The sequence below is a fragment of the Psychrobacter sp. GW64-MNA-CIBAN-0177 genome (genome assembly GCF_040309585.1).
GTDB classification, from domain to species: Bacteria; Pseudomonadota; Gammaproteobacteria; order Pseudomonadales; family Moraxellaceae; genus Psychrobacter; species Psychrobacter okhotskensis.
This window is the reverse complement of record NZ_JBEOOY010000001.1, coordinates 169,729-189,158: the sequence shown is the minus strand read 5'-3', so window position 1 is coordinate 189,158 and position 19,430 is coordinate 169,729. Positions and strand designations below refer to the sequence as shown.

Sequence of the window (19,430 nt, the reverse complement as noted above, 5' to 3'; positions counted from 1 at the left end):
ATGGATTTTTCTTTTTTTTATCGAGATGAATTAGAATTAAATAACGATATTAATTGGGACTTATTTCTATCTTCATTTAATAATAGTGACCGAGTTAAAGACGTTTTCAGAGATATTACTGCTACGTCTAAATTTTGGCTAATACAGCCAGAGTACGACTTTTCGACAGCTGAAATACCAAATTCAAATGTAATAGTGGTAAAAGGAAAAAATGAACTAGAACAGTTGCAATCTCTAGATAGCTCTTTAAATCTGAGTCAGTATATTGATCAACGCGTATGTATTGATATAACAGGATTTATGAGACCACAACTAATTCTCCTACTGAGGTATTTAAAAAACGAGAATTTTAAGTCAGTAGATTTTATTTACAGCGAACCAAGTATATACAAGAGTAAGGAGAAAACAGAATTCTCTTCGGGATCTGTATATGAAACTAGACAAATAACAGGTTTCCAAGGTAGTAATAATGCTAATGATAAAAGAGATTTGATCATTATTTTAGCAGGATACGATAAAAATTTGATAGGGAGAGCTGTTCAATATAGTGAAAATGCTGATGTTGTGATGCTTTTTGGTTTTCCTTCCTTACAACCTGATATGTACCAAGAGAATATTTTATGCACTGTTGAGGCTTATGACTCCATGGGTGAGAAACCTAAAGATCCATTGTTTGCTCCGGCATGGGATCCATTTGAGACAGCCTCTGCTTTAATTAATTATATAGACGACAATAAGTGCTTACGCAAGTATAGGCACGTGTATATTTGTCCACTCTCTACTAAGCCACAAGCATTAGGAGCAGGATTAGCTTGGATGTCACGTTATGAAAATGAAGCTGTAAGTTTAATATATCCTTTTACAAAGAATTATCAAAAAGAGACTTCAACTGGTGTTGCTAAAACTTGGCTATACACAGTTGAATTTGATAACTTGTAAATATAACCTTGATTTAGACTAAACAAAAACCCTCAAGCAGCATACTTGAGGGATTTTTATAATAATTGGTTTGCATTAATACAAATTAGTCAGCAAATACTGCTGCGACATCGTCTTTATTAAATTTATAAACTTCACCGCAAAAGCCGCAATCCATCTCAAACGTACCGCCTTGCTCTTCGACGATCTCTAAGGCTTCTGCTTCACCGATTTGCTCAATCGCCATTTCACACTTCTCGCGTGAGCAGGTACAACCAAATGCCAAAGCAACAGGATCGGGCGCTACGACGTTTTCTTCGTTATATAAGCGATAAATAATCTCGTTGGCATCCAGCGTGGTCAATTCTTCTGCTTTTACTGTACGAGTTAGCACACTTAAACGTGTCCACAAATCATCATCGATGCCCGCGTCTTCGTTTTGCTCGACTTCATAGGTTTCCTCAGCCGTACGCGGTAGCATCTGTACTAAAATACCACCTGCCTGTAGGCCATCAGACGCCAAGTTAATCAGCGTTGGAATCTGCGCAGATTGCTTTTGATAATGCGCTAAGCAGTCAGCCAAGTTGTCATGACTGCGCTCGACGATACCTTGGTACGGCTCGCCACCATCAGGCTGGATATTGATAAACAATACGCCTTGTCCCGTCGCGCCCAACTCAGCAAAGGCTTCTTTGGCATGGGTCATATTATTCCAAGCTTGCACTTGTTCATCGGTGTCGCCTTTCCAGCTGGCAAGGGCGCGGATGATACCGTCTTGATCACATTCTGCCATTGCCCAATTGAGCAGGCTATCGCTGTCTGATGATTGCAGTTGAATCGATAGACGACCATTGATTTTAACGGTGCTGATCAGCAAACTTGCCGCTGTCAGCATTTCACCCAATAAGCGTTTTAGCGCTTCAGGATAAGGCTTTTGGGCAATGGTGCTCGCATAGCTGCGTGATAGGCGCACCACGTCACCGCGTACGGGCGAGTCTTCGATAAAAAAGCGTTGGCGGATATCGTTATCAGTAGGGTTGCCAGCAGTTTGGTTGTCCACATTTGGGACTTGAGTATCTTGGGTCATAAGTCATTTGTAGTATTAAGAAGTTGTTAGCTTTATGGGGATTGCTCAGGATTTATCAATCGTATTTACTCGATTGCTTTAAAGTCTGAAGACATTTATTTAGCATAAATGTCATTATTAATTAACCTGATGTTTATCAATATATCTGTCATTGTGTACTTCAATGTATCTGTCGATATTTCTTGCAATGGCTGGCTTTCATTCAATCGTTGCGTCTTGGTATAGCACTTAAAAATGAAAGTCGTCGTTTCATTAAAAAAAGTTTACCACCACCCGCAAATTTGTTGTACAGTAACATTAAGTTGCATTATGATAAATAACAGCAACAACTGCACGGATGCAGGGCGATACTGTCAAATCAATAAGCTTCATGTCGCTCAAGTATCCTTTCAATATTGTGATAAAAGGATGTATCTCATGACCTACTTATTCTCCAAACCGTTGACTCTGGTTGCGTTTATGGCATTAGCCCTAACGGGCTGTAATAATAGCAGCCAAACCACTGACGAGTCAGCAGCAGGCGATGCGACCACCACAGAAGCGGCAGCAAATCCTAACGGTACGCTACAAAAAATCAAAGATTCAGGCACTATCGTCGTCGGTCACCGTGACTCCTCTATTCCATTCTCTTATATCGCTGATGATCCTAATCAGCCTATCGGCTATGCCCATGATTTAGAAATGAAAGTGGTGGAAGCGGTCAAGCAAAAGTTAAACATGCCCGATCTAAAAATTCGTTATAACCTGATCACCTCACAAACCCGTATCCCATTGGTACAAAACGGTACGGTAGATTTCGAATGTGGCTCAACGACCAACAACGAAGAGCGCCAAAAACAAGTAGCGTTCTCCAATGGTTTCTTCGAAATCGGCACTCGTCTATTGACCAAAAAAGATTCAGGTATCAATGATTTTGCTGACTTAAAGGATAAAACCCTAGTCACCACATCGGGTACGACCTCAGAGCGTTACATCCGTCAGTACAACGATGATAATAAAATGAATACCAATATTATCTCAGCAAAAGATCATGGCGAAGGCTTCTTAATGCTAGAAAACGGCCGTGCGGATGCCTTTATGATGGATGATGTATTGCTGGCTGGCGAAAAAGCCAAAGCAAAAAATCCTGATGAATGGGTCATCGTCGGTGAGCCACAATCGTTTGAGATCTATGGTTGTATGATGCGTAAAGATGATCCTGAGTTCAAAGCTGTGGTCGATGAAGCGCTTGCTAATGTTTATAGTTCTGGTGAGATTAATAGCATCTATGACAAATGGTTCTTGAACCCAATTCCACCGAAAAACGTCAATCTAAACTTTGAGATGTCAGACAACTTAAAAGCTTTGATTGCCAATCCGCATGATAGCGCTCAGCCTAAAGCTGCGACTGCGCAATAACGTTACTTGTCCCACCACATAGCTTGCTGACGTGCTCAGAGTCATAGGTAAAACCCATCTGGCGCGTCGGCTTATCAATCGCTGCTCGGAGAGCCAACCATGAATTATAGCTGGAACTGGGGTGTGCTCTTTGAGCATACCGGTATCGGTAGCGAGCTTTATATCCATTGGATGATGACGGGTCTTGGCTGGCTGCTATTGATTGGTAGTATTGCTTGGACAATCGCCATAGTCGTCGGTACCGTCTTTGGTATCATGCGCACCTTACCCAATAAGACCGCGCGGACGATCGGTACGGCGTATGTGACGTTTTTTCGTAATATTCCTTTGCTTGTCCAGCTATTTTTTTGGTTCTATATCGCCCCCGGCTGGTTGACACCAGCGATACAGGACTGGTGGTATCGGGACCTATCGCCCAACACTTCAGCCATGCTTTCAGCCAGTATTGGTCTTGGTTTGTTTACCGCCGCTCGTATCGTCGAACAGGTACGGACAGGTATCGAGTCATTACCCCAAGGGCAGATCAATGCCGCTTACGCGCTGGGTTTTAGTATTCCACAAGTCTATAAAGAAGTGCTGTTACCGCAAGCCTTCCGCATCATTTTGCCACCGCTGAGCTCAGAGCTGACCAACTGTTTTAAGAACGCGTCTGTCGCTTCCTTAGTGGGGGTGATGGAGCTGATTAGCCAAACCAAAACCATCAGCGAGTATACGCAAAATAGTATTGAGATTTATACGTATGCGACGATTATCTATTTAGTATTTAACCTGTCATTGATTGCCATTATGGGCTTTATTGAACGCAAACTGCGGGTGCCGGGGCTTATTGCAGGGAGTCAGAAATGAGTATGATGACCGAACTTGCTACTGCTTATCCTGGTCTCATGGACGGTATGCTCATGACTTTAAAAGTACTGTTTTTGGCGATTGTTGGTGGCATCAGTTTAGGCACGGTATTGGCATTGATGCGCTTGTCAGGTATCAAAGCGCTTGAAATACCAGCAAAGTTATACGTTAATTACTTCCGCTCTGTACCATTGTTATTGGTGCTGCTGTGGTTTTATTTTGCCGTACCGATGATTTATTTTTGGGTAGCAGGTAAGTACCTACAGCTTGATGCCGCTTTTGCTTCTTGTGTCGTCGCCTTTATGATGTTTGAGGCCGCTTACTTTTCAGAAGTGGTGCGTGCTGGTATCCAGTCGATTGGTAGTGGACAGGTTAATGCCGCTAAAGCCTTGGGCATGACTTATGGGCAGACCATGCGCCTTGTGATTTTGCCACAAGCATTTCGCAAGATGCTGCCACTGATTTTGCAGCAGTGTATTATCTTATTCCAAGATACGACGCTAGTTTTTGCCATTGGTTTGACGGATTTTTTCCGCGCCGCTTACGTTCGTGGTGAGTTGATGGGTCTATTGACGCCTTATATCTTAGGTGCTGGAGCAATTTACTTTATCATCAGCTTGAGCGCCTCTATCGGCGTGCAGCAATTACAAAAGCGCTTAAGGTTTTAAGCGTTTTAATCAAAGCTTTTTAGTTGAATAGGTTGAGTCTGATACTTTTACTAAAGTACTTTTATTTAATAATGATTACCGAACATAATGTGGTTAGGAGCCAGTGATGAATGAGCCAGTGATAAATAGTGCTGACACTTATACAAATGACTTTGGCGGACTGGTCACAAATAATGGTCATGCGACTGATGAGATGGTCATTGAAATAGACAGTGTCAGTAAGTGGTATGGCGACTTTCAAGTGCTGACTGACTGTACCGCTCATGTCCATAAAGGCGATGTCGTCGTGGTCTGTGGTCCATCAGGTAGTGGGAAATCCACCTTGATTAAAACGGTTAACGGACTTGAGCCTTTCCAAAAAGGACAAATTATCGTTAATGGTATCTCTGTTGGCGCACCTAAGACTAATTTACCTAAGCTGCGTAGCAGTGTGGGAATGGTATTCCAGCATTTTGAGCTGTTTCCGCATTTGACCATTATCGATAATCTGACGGTCGCGCAGATTAAGGTATTGGGTCGTAAAGAGAGCGAGGCCAAACAAAAAGCCATGGCCTATCTTGACCGCGTCGGACTGACGGTACAAGCCGCGAAATATCCTGCGGAGCTATCTGGCGGTCAGCAGCAGCGGGTGGCGATTGCGCGGGCCTTGGCGATGGATCCGGTAGCCATGCTATTCGATGAGCCAACCTCTGCGCTTGATCCAGAGATGATTCAAGAGGTGCTCGATGTGATGGTAGAGCTGACCCGTGATGGTATGACCATGATGTGTGTGACCCATGAAATGGGCTTCGCCAGTCAGGTCGCCAATCGGATTATCTTTATGGATGAAGGTCATATCGTCGAAAACTGTAGTAAAGATGAGTTTTTTGAAGGCGCAAAAAGTGAGCGCGCGCAGATGTTCTTGTCAAAGATTCTCAATCATTAGAGATGGCTACTAAAAACAGCTACTTTGTTATTTGAAGCTTTTATAAGTAATATTTATCAATAGCGTCTATTAATAGGCGCTTTTTTTGTGCCCACAGCATATCAGTAGATTTATATAGGACTGACTATATATGAGTGAATGGCTGTTTACTGATACAATAGCAGCCAATATGTCAAAAATTAAAATAATTTATAAACGATATTGGAGCTAATATGAGTGTAGAAAATTCATCAGTAGTGGCGAGCAATCCATCGGCAGGTATTGTCATTGTTGGCGCAGGATTGGCTGGCTGGCACGTGATTGATGCGATCCGGACTAAAGATAAAGACATTCCGATTACTTTAATTACTGCTGATAATGGTGATCGTTATCATAAACCAATGCTAACGATGGCGATTAGCCAGAAGAAAAGCGCCGCCGATTTGGTGCGGGCTACAGGTAGTGATGCCGCAGAGGCTGCGCAAGTGACGTTGTTGGCTAATACGCATGTGATAAATATTGATCCTGTGAGTCAAACATTGCAGATTGCATCTAGCACGCAGTCGGAGACATCGACAGCGATAAGCTATGACAAGATGGTACTGGCAATGGGCGCACATCCTATTTTCCCAAAAAGCTTGCCTGAGGATTTGGTCTGGCACGTCAATCATATTGAGCGTTTTGGTCAGCTGCAAGAAAAGCTAGCAAGCGGCAGTCAGCACGTTGCCATTGTAGGGGCGGGCATGGTTGGGACAGAAATCGCCGAGGATTTACTCAAGGCTGGTCATCAAGTAACGCTGATTGATTTAAATGATGCACCGCTTTCACAAATGCTACCGTCAAAAGCGACGGCACGTATTGCTCAAGCGGTCAAATCACAAGGGATTAACTTTTTGGGCGGCTATCAGATAACTGAAGTTATTCGAATAAGTGATGGCAACAATATTGGAAAGTTACAAGTCAGCTATGAGCCATTAGATGCACAAAACACAGTGTCTTCGCAGTCCGAACCATTAATCGTCGATCACGTGATTGCCAGTACCGGTTTGACGGTTGATGATAAATTGCCTGCTGCTGCTGGCGTTGAATTCAATCGACGTACCGGTATCGTGGTTGATGCGACAACGTTGCGTACTAATACTTCTAGTATTTACGCCATTGGTGATTGCATGTCTATCAATGGCGTCGCTTGTCGTTATGTTGCACCGCTGCGTGCGCAAGCTGCGACCATTGCCGATGATATTTTAGGTCATGACCACGACGGCTATGAGCATAAGCCTCCGATGATTCGTCTAAAAAATAAAGCCATCTCTGTCATGGTTACTGGCGTACCGCAAGCGGTAGGTAATTGGCAGATAACTACTGAAACGGATGAAGAGTTAATCATGAATTTGTTAGATGATAACAATGAAGTCAGTGCGACAGTAACGATTAAAGCGCCCGTTATACTTAAATCGTAATGGTTAAAAGAAAAGCTTCTAACGTTAAGTCAGTGTTGCCATCCTAAGGCAGCGCTGGCTTTTTTTATTCACATGTACCACATCTCTTGTATCGATATTAGACTTAAGAACGCTTCAGTCTAATATCGATACATATCGTATTATTATTGATATTCTTTAATTTAAAGCACTGTATTATTGGTTAGAACTTAGTTTAGTTTAATCACAATCTGTGGTGATAAATCTATAGCGATAAAGAGGATGCGTTAAAAACTGTTCAAGGAAAAATATCACATTTACTTTGGTAGCCTATTTTTATAGCACTGCTAAAAAAACCTCAACCGTAAAACGAAAGGACTCGTTATGACTCAGCTTGCCGATTTCGACAATATTCTCAATGACAAGATTCTTAATGACAGTATTCTCAATAATGTTCCCAAAGTTAATATAGGTGCGCGCTCAGCGAATGCGCCACTCACCCAAAGCCATGACAAAGGACTTGATGTACCGCTAATTGAGGCGACCATCGGAGATTTTTTTGATGCCATTGTCAATAAATATCCTGAGCGTGAAGCCTTGGTTTCTCGCCATCAAAATATCCGTTGGACTTACCGTGAGCTACAGGAAAAAGTCAATCAGTTAGCCAGTGCCATGATTGAGATGGGACTTGAGATAGGTGATCGTATCGCTATTTGGTCGCATGACAATGCTGAATGGTTGCTGATGCAATTAGCAACAGCAAAAATTGGCGTCATCTTAGTCAATATCAATCCTGCTTATCGAACGTTTGAGCTGCAATATGCGCTGAATAAACTGGGCTGCTCGGCCTTGGTATTGATGCGTCATTTTAAAACCAGTGACTATACGCAAATGATTCGTGAGCTATGTCCTGAAATTTATCATAAAGACTATACTCAGCTTGATTTGGTCGAGATTCCTACCATCGAGCGCATTATTTGGATTGATGAACCAGAAAGCGATGAGGACTTTAATTTTATGCAGAAGTTCTCTACGTGGATGGCAGAGGGAGATGCAAACGACCCTCGCGTAGCGGAACGCCAAGCTCAGCTTAAGAATACTGACGCTATTAGTGTGCAGTTTACCAGTGGCACGACCGGCACACCCAAAGGCGTCACCTTAACGCATCGCAATATCCTAAATAACGGCTATTTTATGGGCGAAGGAATGAGGCTGACAGAGGAGGATAGGTTGTGTATCCCATTGCCACTCTATCACTGCTTTGGCATGGTGGGCAGCAACTTAGCTATTTTAACTCACGGTGGTTGCGCGGTTTATCCTAACGATGGTTTTGATCCGCTAACGGTATTGCAGACGGTCGAAGAGGAGAAATGTACCGCTTTGCTTGGTGTACCGACGATGTTTATCGCGGAGCTCGATCATCCAGAATTTGATAGCTTTGATTTGTCCAGTTTGCGCACGGGTATTATGGGCGGCTTGAGCTGTCCTATCGAGGTCATGCGCCGTGTCATGGATAAGATGCACATGAGCGAGGTCACGATTGCTTATGGAATGACTGAGACCAGTCCAGCCTCTTGTCAGACCAGCTCGCAAACGCCCCTTGAAAAGAGAGTATCGACAGTAGGGATGGTGCTGCCAGCGCTTGAGGTCAAAATCGTCGATACCGAAACGGGTGATGTCGTCCCGATTGGAGAAACAGGCGAATTACTGACATACGGCTACGCGGTCATGAAAGGCTATTGGGGTAGCCGCTTTAAAACCCGAAAAGCCATTCAGGATGGTTGGATGTACACGGGTGATTTGGCAATGATGGACGAAGATGGTTATATCACTGTGGTTGGGCGTAGTAAAGATATGATCATTCGTGGCGGCGAAAATATTTATCCAGTAGAAGTTGAGAACTATCTCTATCGCCATCCAAAAATTCGTGATGTGCAAATCGTTGGTGTTCCTGATAAAAAGTATGGTGAAGTATTGGCGGCGTGGATTATTCCAAAAGAGCCGGGTAGCTTAAACGAAGAAGAAGTGCGTCAATTTTGTCGTGACCATATCGCTCATTATAAAGTGCCGACCTATTTTCGCTTTGTGACTGACTATCCAATGACCGTGACTGGTAAAATTCAAAAATATAAAATTGTTGAGCAAATGATAGAAGAACTGCTCCTAGAATAAGCGTGTACTATTAATAATAACTGGAAAAGCCAGCTTTATACTATTATGGTATAAGGCTGGCTTTTCTAATGTAATTCATATAAAAGAATGGTCATTTGGTAATCAATGATACGTTAATTTTATATATTCTTTTTAAATGATACGTAGTGTATTACTATTATTGACAGCCTTTCATTGATAACGGTATAGTAGCGACATGCTAGGTAAGAGCTGTACAACGGAAAAAGCTCTAATCACACGCAACTCATTAGCACCGTATAAAGTAAAACGAAAGGACTCGTTATGACTAAAAATCCTGATTTTGATACCATTCTAAATAATATCCCCAGCATCAATATGGGCGCGCGCTCAGCAAATGCGCCACTTACCCAAAGTTATGATAAAGGTCCTGATGTGCCGCTGATTGAAGCGACCATTGGTGATTTCTTTGATGCGATTGTATCAAAATATCCAGAGCGCGAAGCACTGGTCGTGCGCCATCAAAATATCCGCTGGACGTATCGTGAGTTACAACAGCATGTCAATCAGCTGGCTAGTAGTATGATTGAGATGGGACTTGAGATTGGTGATCGCATCGGTATCTGGTCGCACAACAATGCTGAATGGCTTTTGATGCAATTAGCGACCGCGAAAGTCGGCGTTATCCTCGTCAATATCAATCCTGCCTATCGTACCTTTGAGCTGCAATATGCGTTAAATAAACTCGGCTGCTCAGCACTCGTGCTCATGCGTCATTTCAAAAGCAGCGACTATGCAGGTCTCATCCGTGAGCTGTGTCCTGAGATTTACCATAAAGATTATACCCAGCTTGATTTGGTCGAGATTCCAACCATTGAGCGCATTATTTGGATTGATGAACCAAACTCTGATGAAGCGTTTGGTTTTATGCAGAAGTTCTCTGCTTGGATGGCGGAAGGCGATGCCAACGATCCACGGGTTGCAGAGCGTCAAGCCCAGCTTAAAAACACCGATGCTATTAACGTCCAATTTACCAGTGGCACGACAGGGACGCCAAAAGGTGCGACGTTAAGCCATCGCAATATCCTCAATAACGGCTACTTTATCGGTGAGGCTATGAATCTCACTGAAGAAGACAGACTGTGTATTCCAGTACCTTTATATCATTGCTTTGGTATGGTGCTCGGCAACTTAGCGATTCTGACGCATGGCGGCTGTATCGTTTATCCGAACGATGGTTTTGAGCCATTGTCAGTCCTGCAAGCCGTCGAAGAAGAGAAATGTACTGGTCTGCATGGCGTACCGACGATGTTTATCGCCGAGCTTGACCACCCTGAATTTGAAAACTTTGATTTATCGACTTTGCGTACTGGCATTATGGCCGGCTCTAGCTGTCCGATTGAAGTCATGCGCCGCGTCATTGATAAGATGCATATGAAAGAGGTCACCATTGCTTATGGCATGACTGAGACCAGTCCCGTTTCCTGCCAGACCAATGAGCATACGCCACTTGAGAAGCAAGTATCGACCGTTGGTTTGGTACAACCTGCGCTTGAAGTTAAAGTCGTCGATATCGAAACGGGCGAGATTGTACCCTTAGGGGAAACTGGCGAGCTACTGACCCGTGGTTATTCAGTGATGAAAGGCTATTGGGGCAGCCGCTTTAAAACCCGCGAAGCCATTCAAGATGGCTGGATGCATACCGGTGATTTGGCCACCATGGATGAAGATGGCTATGTCAAAATCGTTGGTCGTAGTAAAGACATGGTCATTCGTGGCGGTGAAAATATTTATCCAGTTGAGATTGAAAACTATCTTTATCGTCATCCAAAGATTCGTGATGTGCAAATCGTTGGCATCCCAGATGAGCGTTATGGTGAAGTACTGGCCGCATGGATTATTCCTAAAGAGCCTGACTGCCTGACTGAAGAAGACGTGCGCCAGTTCTGTAGCGAGCATATCGCTCATTATAAAGTGCCGACCTACTATCGCTTTGTGACCGAATACCCGATGACCATCACTGGCAAAATTCAAAAGTATAAAATTATCGAACAAATGAAAGAAGAGCTGGGCTTATAGTAAGCTTGCTTGTCAGGTATGAAATAACCAGACCTGAAAATCACGGATTAATCATGTGAGTAACGCTTAAAATAAACAACAGTTAAAATGACTCGCATAACATAAAAAGCTACTCGCATTTACGTATAAAAGAAAAGGGATATCATGAGCGCTATCATAACCAGTAAACTGAGTCCAAACGCTGCTGAATTTCAGCAAAACAGTGCCGCTATGCAAGCAGTAGTCGATGACCTATATGTGCACTTGCGTAAAGTCGTCCAAGGCGGTTCAGAGCGTGCCCGAGCTAAGCATTTAGCGCGTGGCAAGCTACTACCTCGTGAGCGTGTCGAGCGTTTGCTTGATGTCGGCACGCCATTTTTAGAAGTCGCTCCGATGGCAGCGCACGATATGTATGGCGAAGATATTCCCGCTGCTGGCGTGATTGCCGGTATCGGTCGCATTAACGGCACTGAGTGTATGATTGTCTGTAATGATGCTACGGTAAAAGGCGGCACTTACTACCCAATGACGGTCAAAAAACACCTACGTGCGCAAGAAATTGCGCAAGAAAACAACTTGCCTTGTGTATATTTGGTGGATTCAGGCGGCGCTAACTTACCCAACCAAGATGACGTGTTTCCTGATAAAGAGCACTTCGGGCGCATCTTTTTTAATCAGGCCAATATGAGTGCTGCGGGTATTCCACAGATTGCAGTGGTTATGGGCAGTTGTACCGCTGGTGGCGCATACGTACCAGCGATGAGTGATGAATCTATTATCGTTAAAGACCAAGGCACCATCTTTTTGGGTGGTCCACCACTGGTAAAAGCCGCAACAGGCGAGGAAGTCACTGCCGAAGACTTGGGCGGCGGTGATGTGCATACCCGTCTGTCAGGGGTGGTCGATCACTTAGCGCAGAACGACACTCATGCATTATCGATTGCCCGCAATATCGTCAGTCATCTCAACCGTCCTGCTAAACAAATCCCAAATCAAATCAAACCACGTCCACCTCGCTATGATGCCAAAGAGCTATATGGCGTCATTCCAACGGATAAGCGCAAGCCCTTTGATATCAAAGAAATCATCGCTCGTATCGTCGATGACAGCGCCTTTGATGAATTCAAAGCACGCTTTGGTACCACGCTGGTTTGTGGTTTTGCTCATATCGAAGGTATGCCAGTTGGCATCATCGCTAACAATGGCATCTTGTTTAGTGAGTCGGCGCAAAAAGGCACACATTTCATTGAGCTGTGCTGTAAGCGTAAAATCCCGTTGATATTCCTGCAAAACATAACTGGTTTTATGGTTGGTCGAAAATACGAAAACGAAGGGATTGCTCGTCATGGCGCCAAAATGGTGATGGCGGTTGCTAACGCGAAAGTGCCGAAATTTACCGTCATCGTTGGCGGCTCATTCGGTGCCGGTAACTACGGCATGTGCGGCCGTGCTTATAGCCCACGTTTCTTATGGATGTGGCCAAATGCGCGTATCTCTGTAATGGGCGGTGAGCAAGCAGCCTCAGTACTGGCGACCGTCAAGCGTGATAATTTCGACCGTAAAGGCGAGGAATGGAGTAGCGAGGACGAAGCAGCATTTAAAGCCCCAATTCTCGATATGTATGAAAAGCAAGGTCATCCATATTATGCAACGGCACGTCTCTGGGATGATGGGGTTATTGATCCTGCCGATACCCGTAATGTACTAGCATTAGCGCTTAGTGCGGCTCACAATGCACCGATTGAAGAGACAGCTTTTGGTGTCTTTAGAATGTAGATTAGTATTATATTTTCGTTGAGAGAATGCTTTAGTTTAAAATGAAAGCTGTGTTACTAAGGTCAGTACGTGACTGGTAAAAAAAATTTTCTTGCGTGCTGTACCTATGCCGACAGAGGCTGCGAAAATTTCTACCAGTCACCCATTTCTTTTCGAAGATAGAATGACGGTGTTAGAAGTAAAAAAGAACATTACGCAAAACTATCTGTAAAAAAAGACATGCAAAAGTTATCACAAAACATTGAGAAAAACCTATATGAATAATTATAAAAGCCTATTGGTCGATATTGAGCAGCACGTGGCTACGGTAACATTAAATCGTCCTGAGATACGTAATGCCTTTAACGATGAAATGATTGCTGAGTTGACCCATGCTTTTAAGACGCTTGGTAATGATGAGCAAGTACGCGTCATCGTCTTAGCGGCTGCTGGTAAAGCCTTCTGTGCTGGCGCGGATCTGAACTGGATGCGCGCGATGGCAGATTATAGCTATGAAGAGAATCTAGCCGATGCGGATAAGCTCGCGCAAATGCTTAAGACCATTTATGAATGTCCTAAGCCAACGATAGCTGCTATACAAGGTGATGTCTATGCAGGTGGTATGGGTTTAGTCGCCGTTTGTGATGTAGCAATCGCGGTGAGAATCGCCAATTTCTGCTTGAGTGAAGTGCGTTTAGGGTTAGCGCCTGCAACGATTAGCCCTTATGTGATAAAGGCATTGGGCGCACGAGCTTCGCAGCGCTATTTTTTAAGTGCAGAAGTATTCGATGCTAAAAAGGCGCGTCAGTTGGGCTTTGTCCATGAACGCGTCAGCGAAGAGTCGCTTGACGATGCCGTTGCGGCGTTTTGCGATAAAGTGGTCAAAAACAGCCCCGACGCGGTCAAAACCTGCAAACGTTTGTTGCATGAAGTCACGGGCGCACCCATTACCGATGAATTGATTGCCGCTACGGTAAAAGGCATCGCTGATATCCGTTCATCAGAGCAAGGTAAGGAAGGCGTGCAAGCATTTTTACAGAAGCGCAAGCCTGATTGGCTGACCGCAGATTAATAATAGAAGAGACTTTTGTTAAATTGACGTTAAATTAATAGCAGATGCCATTTTTTTTAAAACAGTCACACGTCAACATCAACCTATATTTTATTATTTATCATTATTAATTAATGTCACAAACGAATGTTAAAAACGATAAAAACGACAAGACACAGGGATAGTTATGTTTTCTAAAATTCTAATCGCCAACCGTGGTGAAATTGCCTGCCGTGTTGCAGCAACTGCCAAGCGTCTGGGTGTAAACACCGTCGCTGTTTATTCTGATGCTGACCGTGAAGCTAAGCATGTCGCTGTCTGTGACGAAGCCGTTTATTTGGGCGGATCGTCTCCCAAAGACAGCTATCTTAAAGGCGATGCTATTATTGCGATTGCTAAAGAGACTGGTGCACAAGCAATTCACCCCGGTTATGGTTTTTTAAGTGAAAACGCCGATTTTGCGCAAGCCTGTCAGGATGCAGGTTTGGTCTTTATTGGTCCATCCGCTGATGCGATTCGCGCGATGGGCGGCAAGTCTGAGTCCAAGCGTTTGATGGAAGCCGCTGGCGTGCCACTGATACCGGGTTATCATGGTGACAATCAAGATGCCGAGTTTTTAAAACAGCAAGCGGATAGCATTGGCTATCCAGTATTGATTAAAGCCAGTGCGGGCGGTGGCGGTAAAGGCATGCGTATCGTTGAAGAGAGCAGCGATTTTATTGACCTGTTGGACTCCTGTCGCCGCGAAGCCATCACCAGTTTTGGCAATGACCAAATATTGATTGAAAAGTACGCCCTAAAACCACGCCATATCGAAATTCAAGTATTTGGTGATACGCATGGCAACTATGTGCATCTGTTTGAGCGTGATTGCTCGGTACAACGCCGCCATCAAAAGGTATTAGAGGAAGCGCCAGCTCCAGGTGTTGACGCTACAATGCGTGAGGCGATGGGCACAGCAGCTATTGAAGCGGCGCGTGCGGTCAATTATTTCGGTGCAGGCACGGTTGAATTTATCGTTGAGCAGCGCGAAGGCTCTATGAATTTTTATTTCATGGAAATGAATACCCGTCTGCAAGTTGAGCATCCGGTTAGTGAAGCCATTACGGGTGTCGATTTGGTCGAGTGGCAACTCTTGGTCGCAGCGGGTAAGCCTTTACCGAAAAAGCAAGAAGAGCTAGCCATCAACGGTCATGCGATTGAAGCGCGTATCTGTGCTGAAAACCCTGACAATGGTTTTTTGCCAGCGACAGGTACTTTATTTACTTATCAAAAACCTGAGCATAGCACCTTTGTTATTAATAACGACAGCGCAGGCGTGCGTATCGATGATGGGGTGCGCGAGGGCGATGTGATTAGCCCGTTCTACGACTCTATGATTGCCAAGCTTATCGTTCATGCGCCCACTCGTGAGCAAGCATTGGCTAAACTCGATCGAGCACTCGGACAAACACGCATCGTTGGTTTGCCGACTAACGTGGCGTTTTTGCGCTACATTCTCAATACCGAGTCGTTTAGTAAAGCCAACCTCGATACCGCATTGATAGAGCGTGAGGCAGACGAGCTGTTTAACCAGCATCCGCTTCAGTTATCGACGCTTGCTGTGACTGCCATTGCTCAGCAGCTTGCCAGTGAAGGGATTGCACAAGATACAGATCCGTTTAGTAAGCCTACTGGTTTCCGTGCTTATAACGATTATGCGAGATCGTTCAGCTTGATATATGATGAGCAAGCGTACCAAGCACGTATTAGCAATTGGCATAATGCCCATTATTCTGATAGTAAAAAGGGTGCTGAAAATACCAGCAGCTTTACGTTGGTCATTGAAAAAGAGATCGCGAGTAACGACACTCAAGATAATGTCAATGTAGCCGCTCAGACCGAAACGGTTTATGAAGGTCAGATCAGCTATGATAGCAGTGACGCGCACAATCATACTTTATGGTTAGAAGGTGCACGTATCAGTGCCCAAAGCTGGGTAAATAACGAGACGGTCTACGTATTCACAGATAGCGGTCGTGACGAGATTGCACTGATTGATATCATGGCGCATGTGGGCGAAGAGTCTGCAGCGGTCGGTAGTTTGAAGTCACCAATGCCAGGGCAGGTCGTTGCCTTTAAAGTGGCTGTCGGCGATAGCGTGAAGAAAGGCGAGCCACTCGCCGTTATTGAAGCGATGAAAATTGAACATACCATTACAGCACCAACTGACGGTGTGGTGGCAGAATTGTTATTTGCGGCGGGTGACTCGGTTGCTGATGGTGATGAGTTACTGCGTATTGACACGGAAGCTAGCGAAGCTTAAGAACTGAAGTATAAGAACTGAAGTATAAGAACTGAAGTATAAGAACAATGAAAGGATAATAACCATGAGCCATTCGTATCCAGACCATGTCACCATCGTAGATGTCAGCCCACGTGATGGCCTACAAAACGAAGCCATGACGGTACCGACGGCGGTTAAGCAAACGCTTATCAACGATTTAATCGCAGCAGGCGTCAAGAAGCTTGAGGCGACCAGCTTTGTCTCGCCAAAATGGGTGCCGCAAATGGGCGACAACAGTGAGCTAATGACCGCGCTTGCAGATAATAGGCATGATGACGTTATGTATTCGGTACTCGTGCCAAATATGCGCGGTTTTGAAAATGCCATTGTACATCGTCCTGATGAAATAGTAATTTTTGGCTCAGCCAGTGAAACCTTTAGTCAAAAAAACATCAATTGCAGTATTGATGAAAGTATTGAACGTTTTGCACCCGTTGCCGCTGCCGCAAAAGAGCAGGGCATCAAAGTGCGCGGTGTTATCTCTTGCACGGTCGGTTGCCCTTATGAAGGCGAGATTGACCCTAGCCAAGTGGCTTATGTGACTAAGCGTTTGGTTGAGATTGGTTCAGAACAGATTGGTATTGCCGATACGATTGGGGTAGGTACGCCGCTGAAAGTACAGCGCGCGCTACAAGCCGCTTTAGAATATGCCGACATCGCTATGCTATCAGGCCATTTCCATGATACTTATGGTCAAGCAGTCAGTAATACCTTAGCCGCACTACAGATGGGCGTCAGCGAATTCGATACCTCAGTGGCTGGGCTTGGCGGTTGTCCATATGCCAAAGGCGCAACGGGTAATGTCGCTACCGAAGACGTTGTCTATATGCTGCATGGCATGGGTATCAGTACTGGTATTGACTTGGATAGACTGGTCGTAGCTGGCGAGCGTATCAGTGAGTTTCTAGGTCGCCGCAATGGGTCAAGCGTGGCCCGTGCGTTGATCAATAAGCGTCAGTCCTAATTAAATGCGCTAAAAATATAATGGCTTTAAAGACGAATTAATATTTAATATTTAAAACATCAAAATACAAGGAATAGTTATGAGTTTACCTGGATTGAATTTTCAGCTTGGCGAAGATATCGACGCGTTACGTGATGTGGTACAGCAGTTTGCAGCGAAAGAAATTGCCCCGCGTGCGGCTGAGATTGACAGCAGCGATGAATTCCCAATGGATTTGTGGCAAAAGATGGGTGACTTAGGTTTGCATGGTATCACTGTTCCTGAAGAGTACGGCGGTTCTGATATGGGCTACGTCGCTCATATGGTCGCAATGGAAGAGATTAGCCGCGCTTCTGCGTCCGTGGCGCTGAGCTACGGTGCGCACTCTAATCTGTGTATCAACCAAATTAAACGCAATGGTTCAGAGGAACAAAAGCAAAAATATCTGCCGAAACTCATTAGCGGTGAATTCATTGGTGCGCTAGCGATGAGTGAAACGGGCGCTGGCTCAGATGTGGTCAGCATGAAGCTAAAAGCCGAAGAAAAAGACGGTGGCTACATTTTAAACGGCAGCAAAATGTGGATTACCAATGGTCCTGATGCGGACGTAATGGTGGTTTATGCTAAGACCAATCCAGAAATGGGTGCGAAAGGCATGACGGCATTTATCGTTGAAAAAGGCATGGAAGGTTTTGGTACCGCGCAAAAGCTAGACAAATTAGGCATGCGCGGTAGCCATACAGGTGAGATGACCTTTAACAATGTTGAAGTCCCTAAAGAGAATATTTTAGGCGGCCTCAACGAAGGCGTTAAGGTACTGATGAGTGGTCTAGATTACGAGCGCGCGGTATTAGCAGCTGGTCCTATCGGAATCATGCAGGCAGTGATGGATAATGTCGTTCCTTATATCCATGATCGCAAGCAATTTGGTCAAGCGATTGGTGAGTTTCAGCTTATCCAAGGTAAAGTCGCGGACATGTATACCATCTTGCAGGCGGGGCGTAGCTTCTTATACACCGTTGGTAAAAATCTCGACATGTTAGATCAACGCGGTGCTGGTCATAGTCGAGAAGTGCGTAAAGATTGCGCCAGTGTGATTTTATGGTGTGCCGAAAAAGCCACTTGGATGGCAGGTGAAGGCATTCAAATCTTTGGCGGTAATGGCTATACCAATGAGTATCCGCTAGGTCGTTTCTGGCGTGATGCCAAACTCTATGAAATCGGTGCAGGTACCAGCGAGATTCGCCGTATGCTGGTTGGTCGTGAGTTGTTTAACGAGACTAAGTAAAGTTTAATGGCGAATTAAAAGTTAACTTTTATCGAATTTTTCTGCTCTAAGATCTAAAAATGTGCTACGTTATATGTCTCATAGCGTGGCACTTTTTAATGATTTGGATAAAAGACTTTTATAATGACTCGTAAATTAAATATTAAGTTAGCTGTTAATCACATAGCTTCTAACGATACAGTTTTTCACTTTCTAACCAGTATAAAATCTATCAGTGCTTATGGCCTGTTAGTCACCTTATTTACATTATTTACGCTGTCAGTAAGTACGATGCCTGCACAGGCAGAGTTGGTTGATTTGTCTAATTTTGAACCCGTTACTCAAATTTCTATTAGCAATGCAAATTGGGTAGTAAGACCTATTTTGAGAATCGAATCTCATTGTATAAACACTGTGAGTACCGGCGATAAGCTCACTCTCTTGTTAGATGGATCGGTTGATAAACAAGGCAAAATTACTAGAGTACAAGTCAAAAAAAGCAGCGGTAATCAATGCTTGGATGAGAATGCTATTCGACAGGTAAGAAGCGGCAGAATGAAACCAGTCATGGTTAAAGGAAAAGCCGTAAGGGCAAGTTTTAGCTTACCTATCATTTTTACAGTGCCATAGGTAGTAATAGAGAAGTTAGACGTATTTAAAC

The 19,430-nt window shown here is 44.3% G+C and carries 15 protein-coding genes; 14 read left to right on the top strand and 1 reads right to left on the bottom strand.

Going from position 1 to position 19,430, the window contains the following annotated elements; all coding sequences use genetic code 11:
• On the top strand, positions 1-939 hold the full coding sequence (locus AAEY79_RS00745; protein ID WP_201565793.1) for a hypothetical protein: 939 nt from the start codon (positions 1-3) through the stop codon (positions 937-939).
• Between the two features lie 85 nt (positions 940-1,024).
• Here the strand turns inward: AAEY79_RS00745 and AAEY79_RS00740 are convergent, their stop codons facing one another.
• Positions 1,025-2,005: an Hsp33 family molecular chaperone HslO gene (locus AAEY79_RS00740; RefSeq protein WP_101211768.1), complete on the bottom strand. Its 981-nt coding sequence runs from the start codon at positions 2,003-2,005 to the stop codon at positions 1,025-1,027.
• 417 nt (positions 2,006-2,422) lie between these two features.
• On the opposite strand from AAEY79_RS00740, the gene AAEY79_RS00735 reads away from it, so the two are divergent.
• The 13 genes from AAEY79_RS00735 (at position 2,423) to AAEY79_RS00675 (ending at position 19,399) form a co-directional block, all read left to right on the top strand.
• Positions 2,423-3,403 (top strand): glutamate/aspartate ABC transporter substrate-binding protein, encoded by a 981-nt coding sequence (locus tag AAEY79_RS00735; RefSeq protein ID WP_198015427.1) that lies wholly within the window; start codon positions 2,423-2,425, stop codon positions 3,401-3,403.
• 99 nt (positions 3,404-3,502) lie between these two features.
• The gene (locus AAEY79_RS00730; RefSeq protein WP_201577258.1) at positions 3,503-4,249 is read left to right on the top strand and encodes an amino acid ABC transporter permease; all 747 of its coding nucleotides are present in this window, start codon (positions 3,503-3,505) and stop codon (positions 4,247-4,249) included.
• Positions 4,246-4,917, top strand: coding sequence for an ABC transporter permease subunit (locus AAEY79_RS00725; RefSeq protein ID WP_025651658.1), 672 nt, complete (start codon positions 4,246-4,248; stop codon positions 4,915-4,917). The genes AAEY79_RS00730 and AAEY79_RS00725 overlap by 4 nt, the downstream gene beginning before the upstream one ends.
• Positions 4,918-5,110: 193 nt before the next feature.
• Positions 5,111-5,842, top strand: coding sequence for an amino acid ABC transporter ATP-binding protein (locus tag AAEY79_RS00720; protein WP_173239201.1), 732 nt, complete (start codon positions 5,111-5,113; stop codon positions 5,840-5,842).
• Between the two features lie 212 nt (positions 5,843-6,054).
• Positions 6,055-7,281, top strand: a complete 1,227-nt coding sequence (locus AAEY79_RS00715; protein ID WP_025651656.1) for an FAD-dependent oxidoreductase — start codon at positions 6,055-6,057, stop codon at positions 7,279-7,281.
• A 342-nt stretch (positions 7,282-7,623) separates the two neighbouring features.
• Positions 7,624-9,411: an AMP-binding protein gene (locus AAEY79_RS00710; protein WP_201565799.1), complete on the top strand. Its 1,788-nt coding sequence runs from the start codon at positions 7,624-7,626 to the stop codon at positions 9,409-9,411.
• Positions 9,412-9,693: 282 nt separating this feature from the next.
• Positions 9,694-11,448, top strand: a complete 1,755-nt coding sequence (locus tag AAEY79_RS00705; RefSeq protein WP_352286807.1) for an AMP-binding protein — start codon at positions 9,694-9,696, stop codon at positions 11,446-11,448.
• Between the two features lie 144 nt (positions 11,449-11,592).
• A complete protein-coding gene (locus tag AAEY79_RS00700) occupies positions 11,593-13,203 on the top strand; it encodes a carboxyl transferase domain-containing protein (protein ID WP_352286804.1) in 1,611 nt (536 codons plus the stop codon).
• A gap of 256 nt (positions 13,204-13,459) precedes the next feature.
• On the top strand, positions 13,460-14,254 hold the full coding sequence (locus AAEY79_RS00695; RefSeq protein ID WP_201577494.1) for an enoyl-CoA hydratase/isomerase family protein: 795 nt from the start codon (positions 13,460-13,462) through the stop codon (positions 14,252-14,254).
• Between the two features lie 166 nt (positions 14,255-14,420).
• Positions 14,421-16,538, top strand: a complete 2,118-nt coding sequence (locus AAEY79_RS00690; protein WP_352286800.1) for an acetyl/propionyl/methylcrotonyl-CoA carboxylase subunit alpha — start codon at positions 14,421-14,423, stop codon at positions 16,536-16,538.
• 64 nt (positions 16,539-16,602) lie between these two features.
• Positions 16,603-17,523 (top strand): hydroxymethylglutaryl-CoA lyase, encoded by a 921-nt coding sequence (locus tag AAEY79_RS00685; RefSeq protein ID WP_101211776.1) that lies wholly within the window; start codon positions 16,603-16,605, stop codon positions 17,521-17,523.
• Positions 17,524-17,602: 79 nt separating this feature from the next.
• Positions 17,603-18,790 carry an isovaleryl-CoA dehydrogenase gene (locus AAEY79_RS00680; protein WP_025651649.1) on the top strand — a complete coding sequence of 396 codons (1,188 nt, stop codon included), beginning with the start codon at positions 17,603-17,605 and terminating at the stop codon, positions 18,788-18,790.
• 123 nt (positions 18,791-18,913) lie between these two features.
• Positions 18,914-19,399, top strand: a complete 486-nt coding sequence (locus tag AAEY79_RS00675; protein WP_201565812.1) for an energy transducer TonB — start codon at positions 18,914-18,916, stop codon at positions 19,397-19,399.
• Positions 19,400-19,430: the final 31 nt, after the last annotated feature.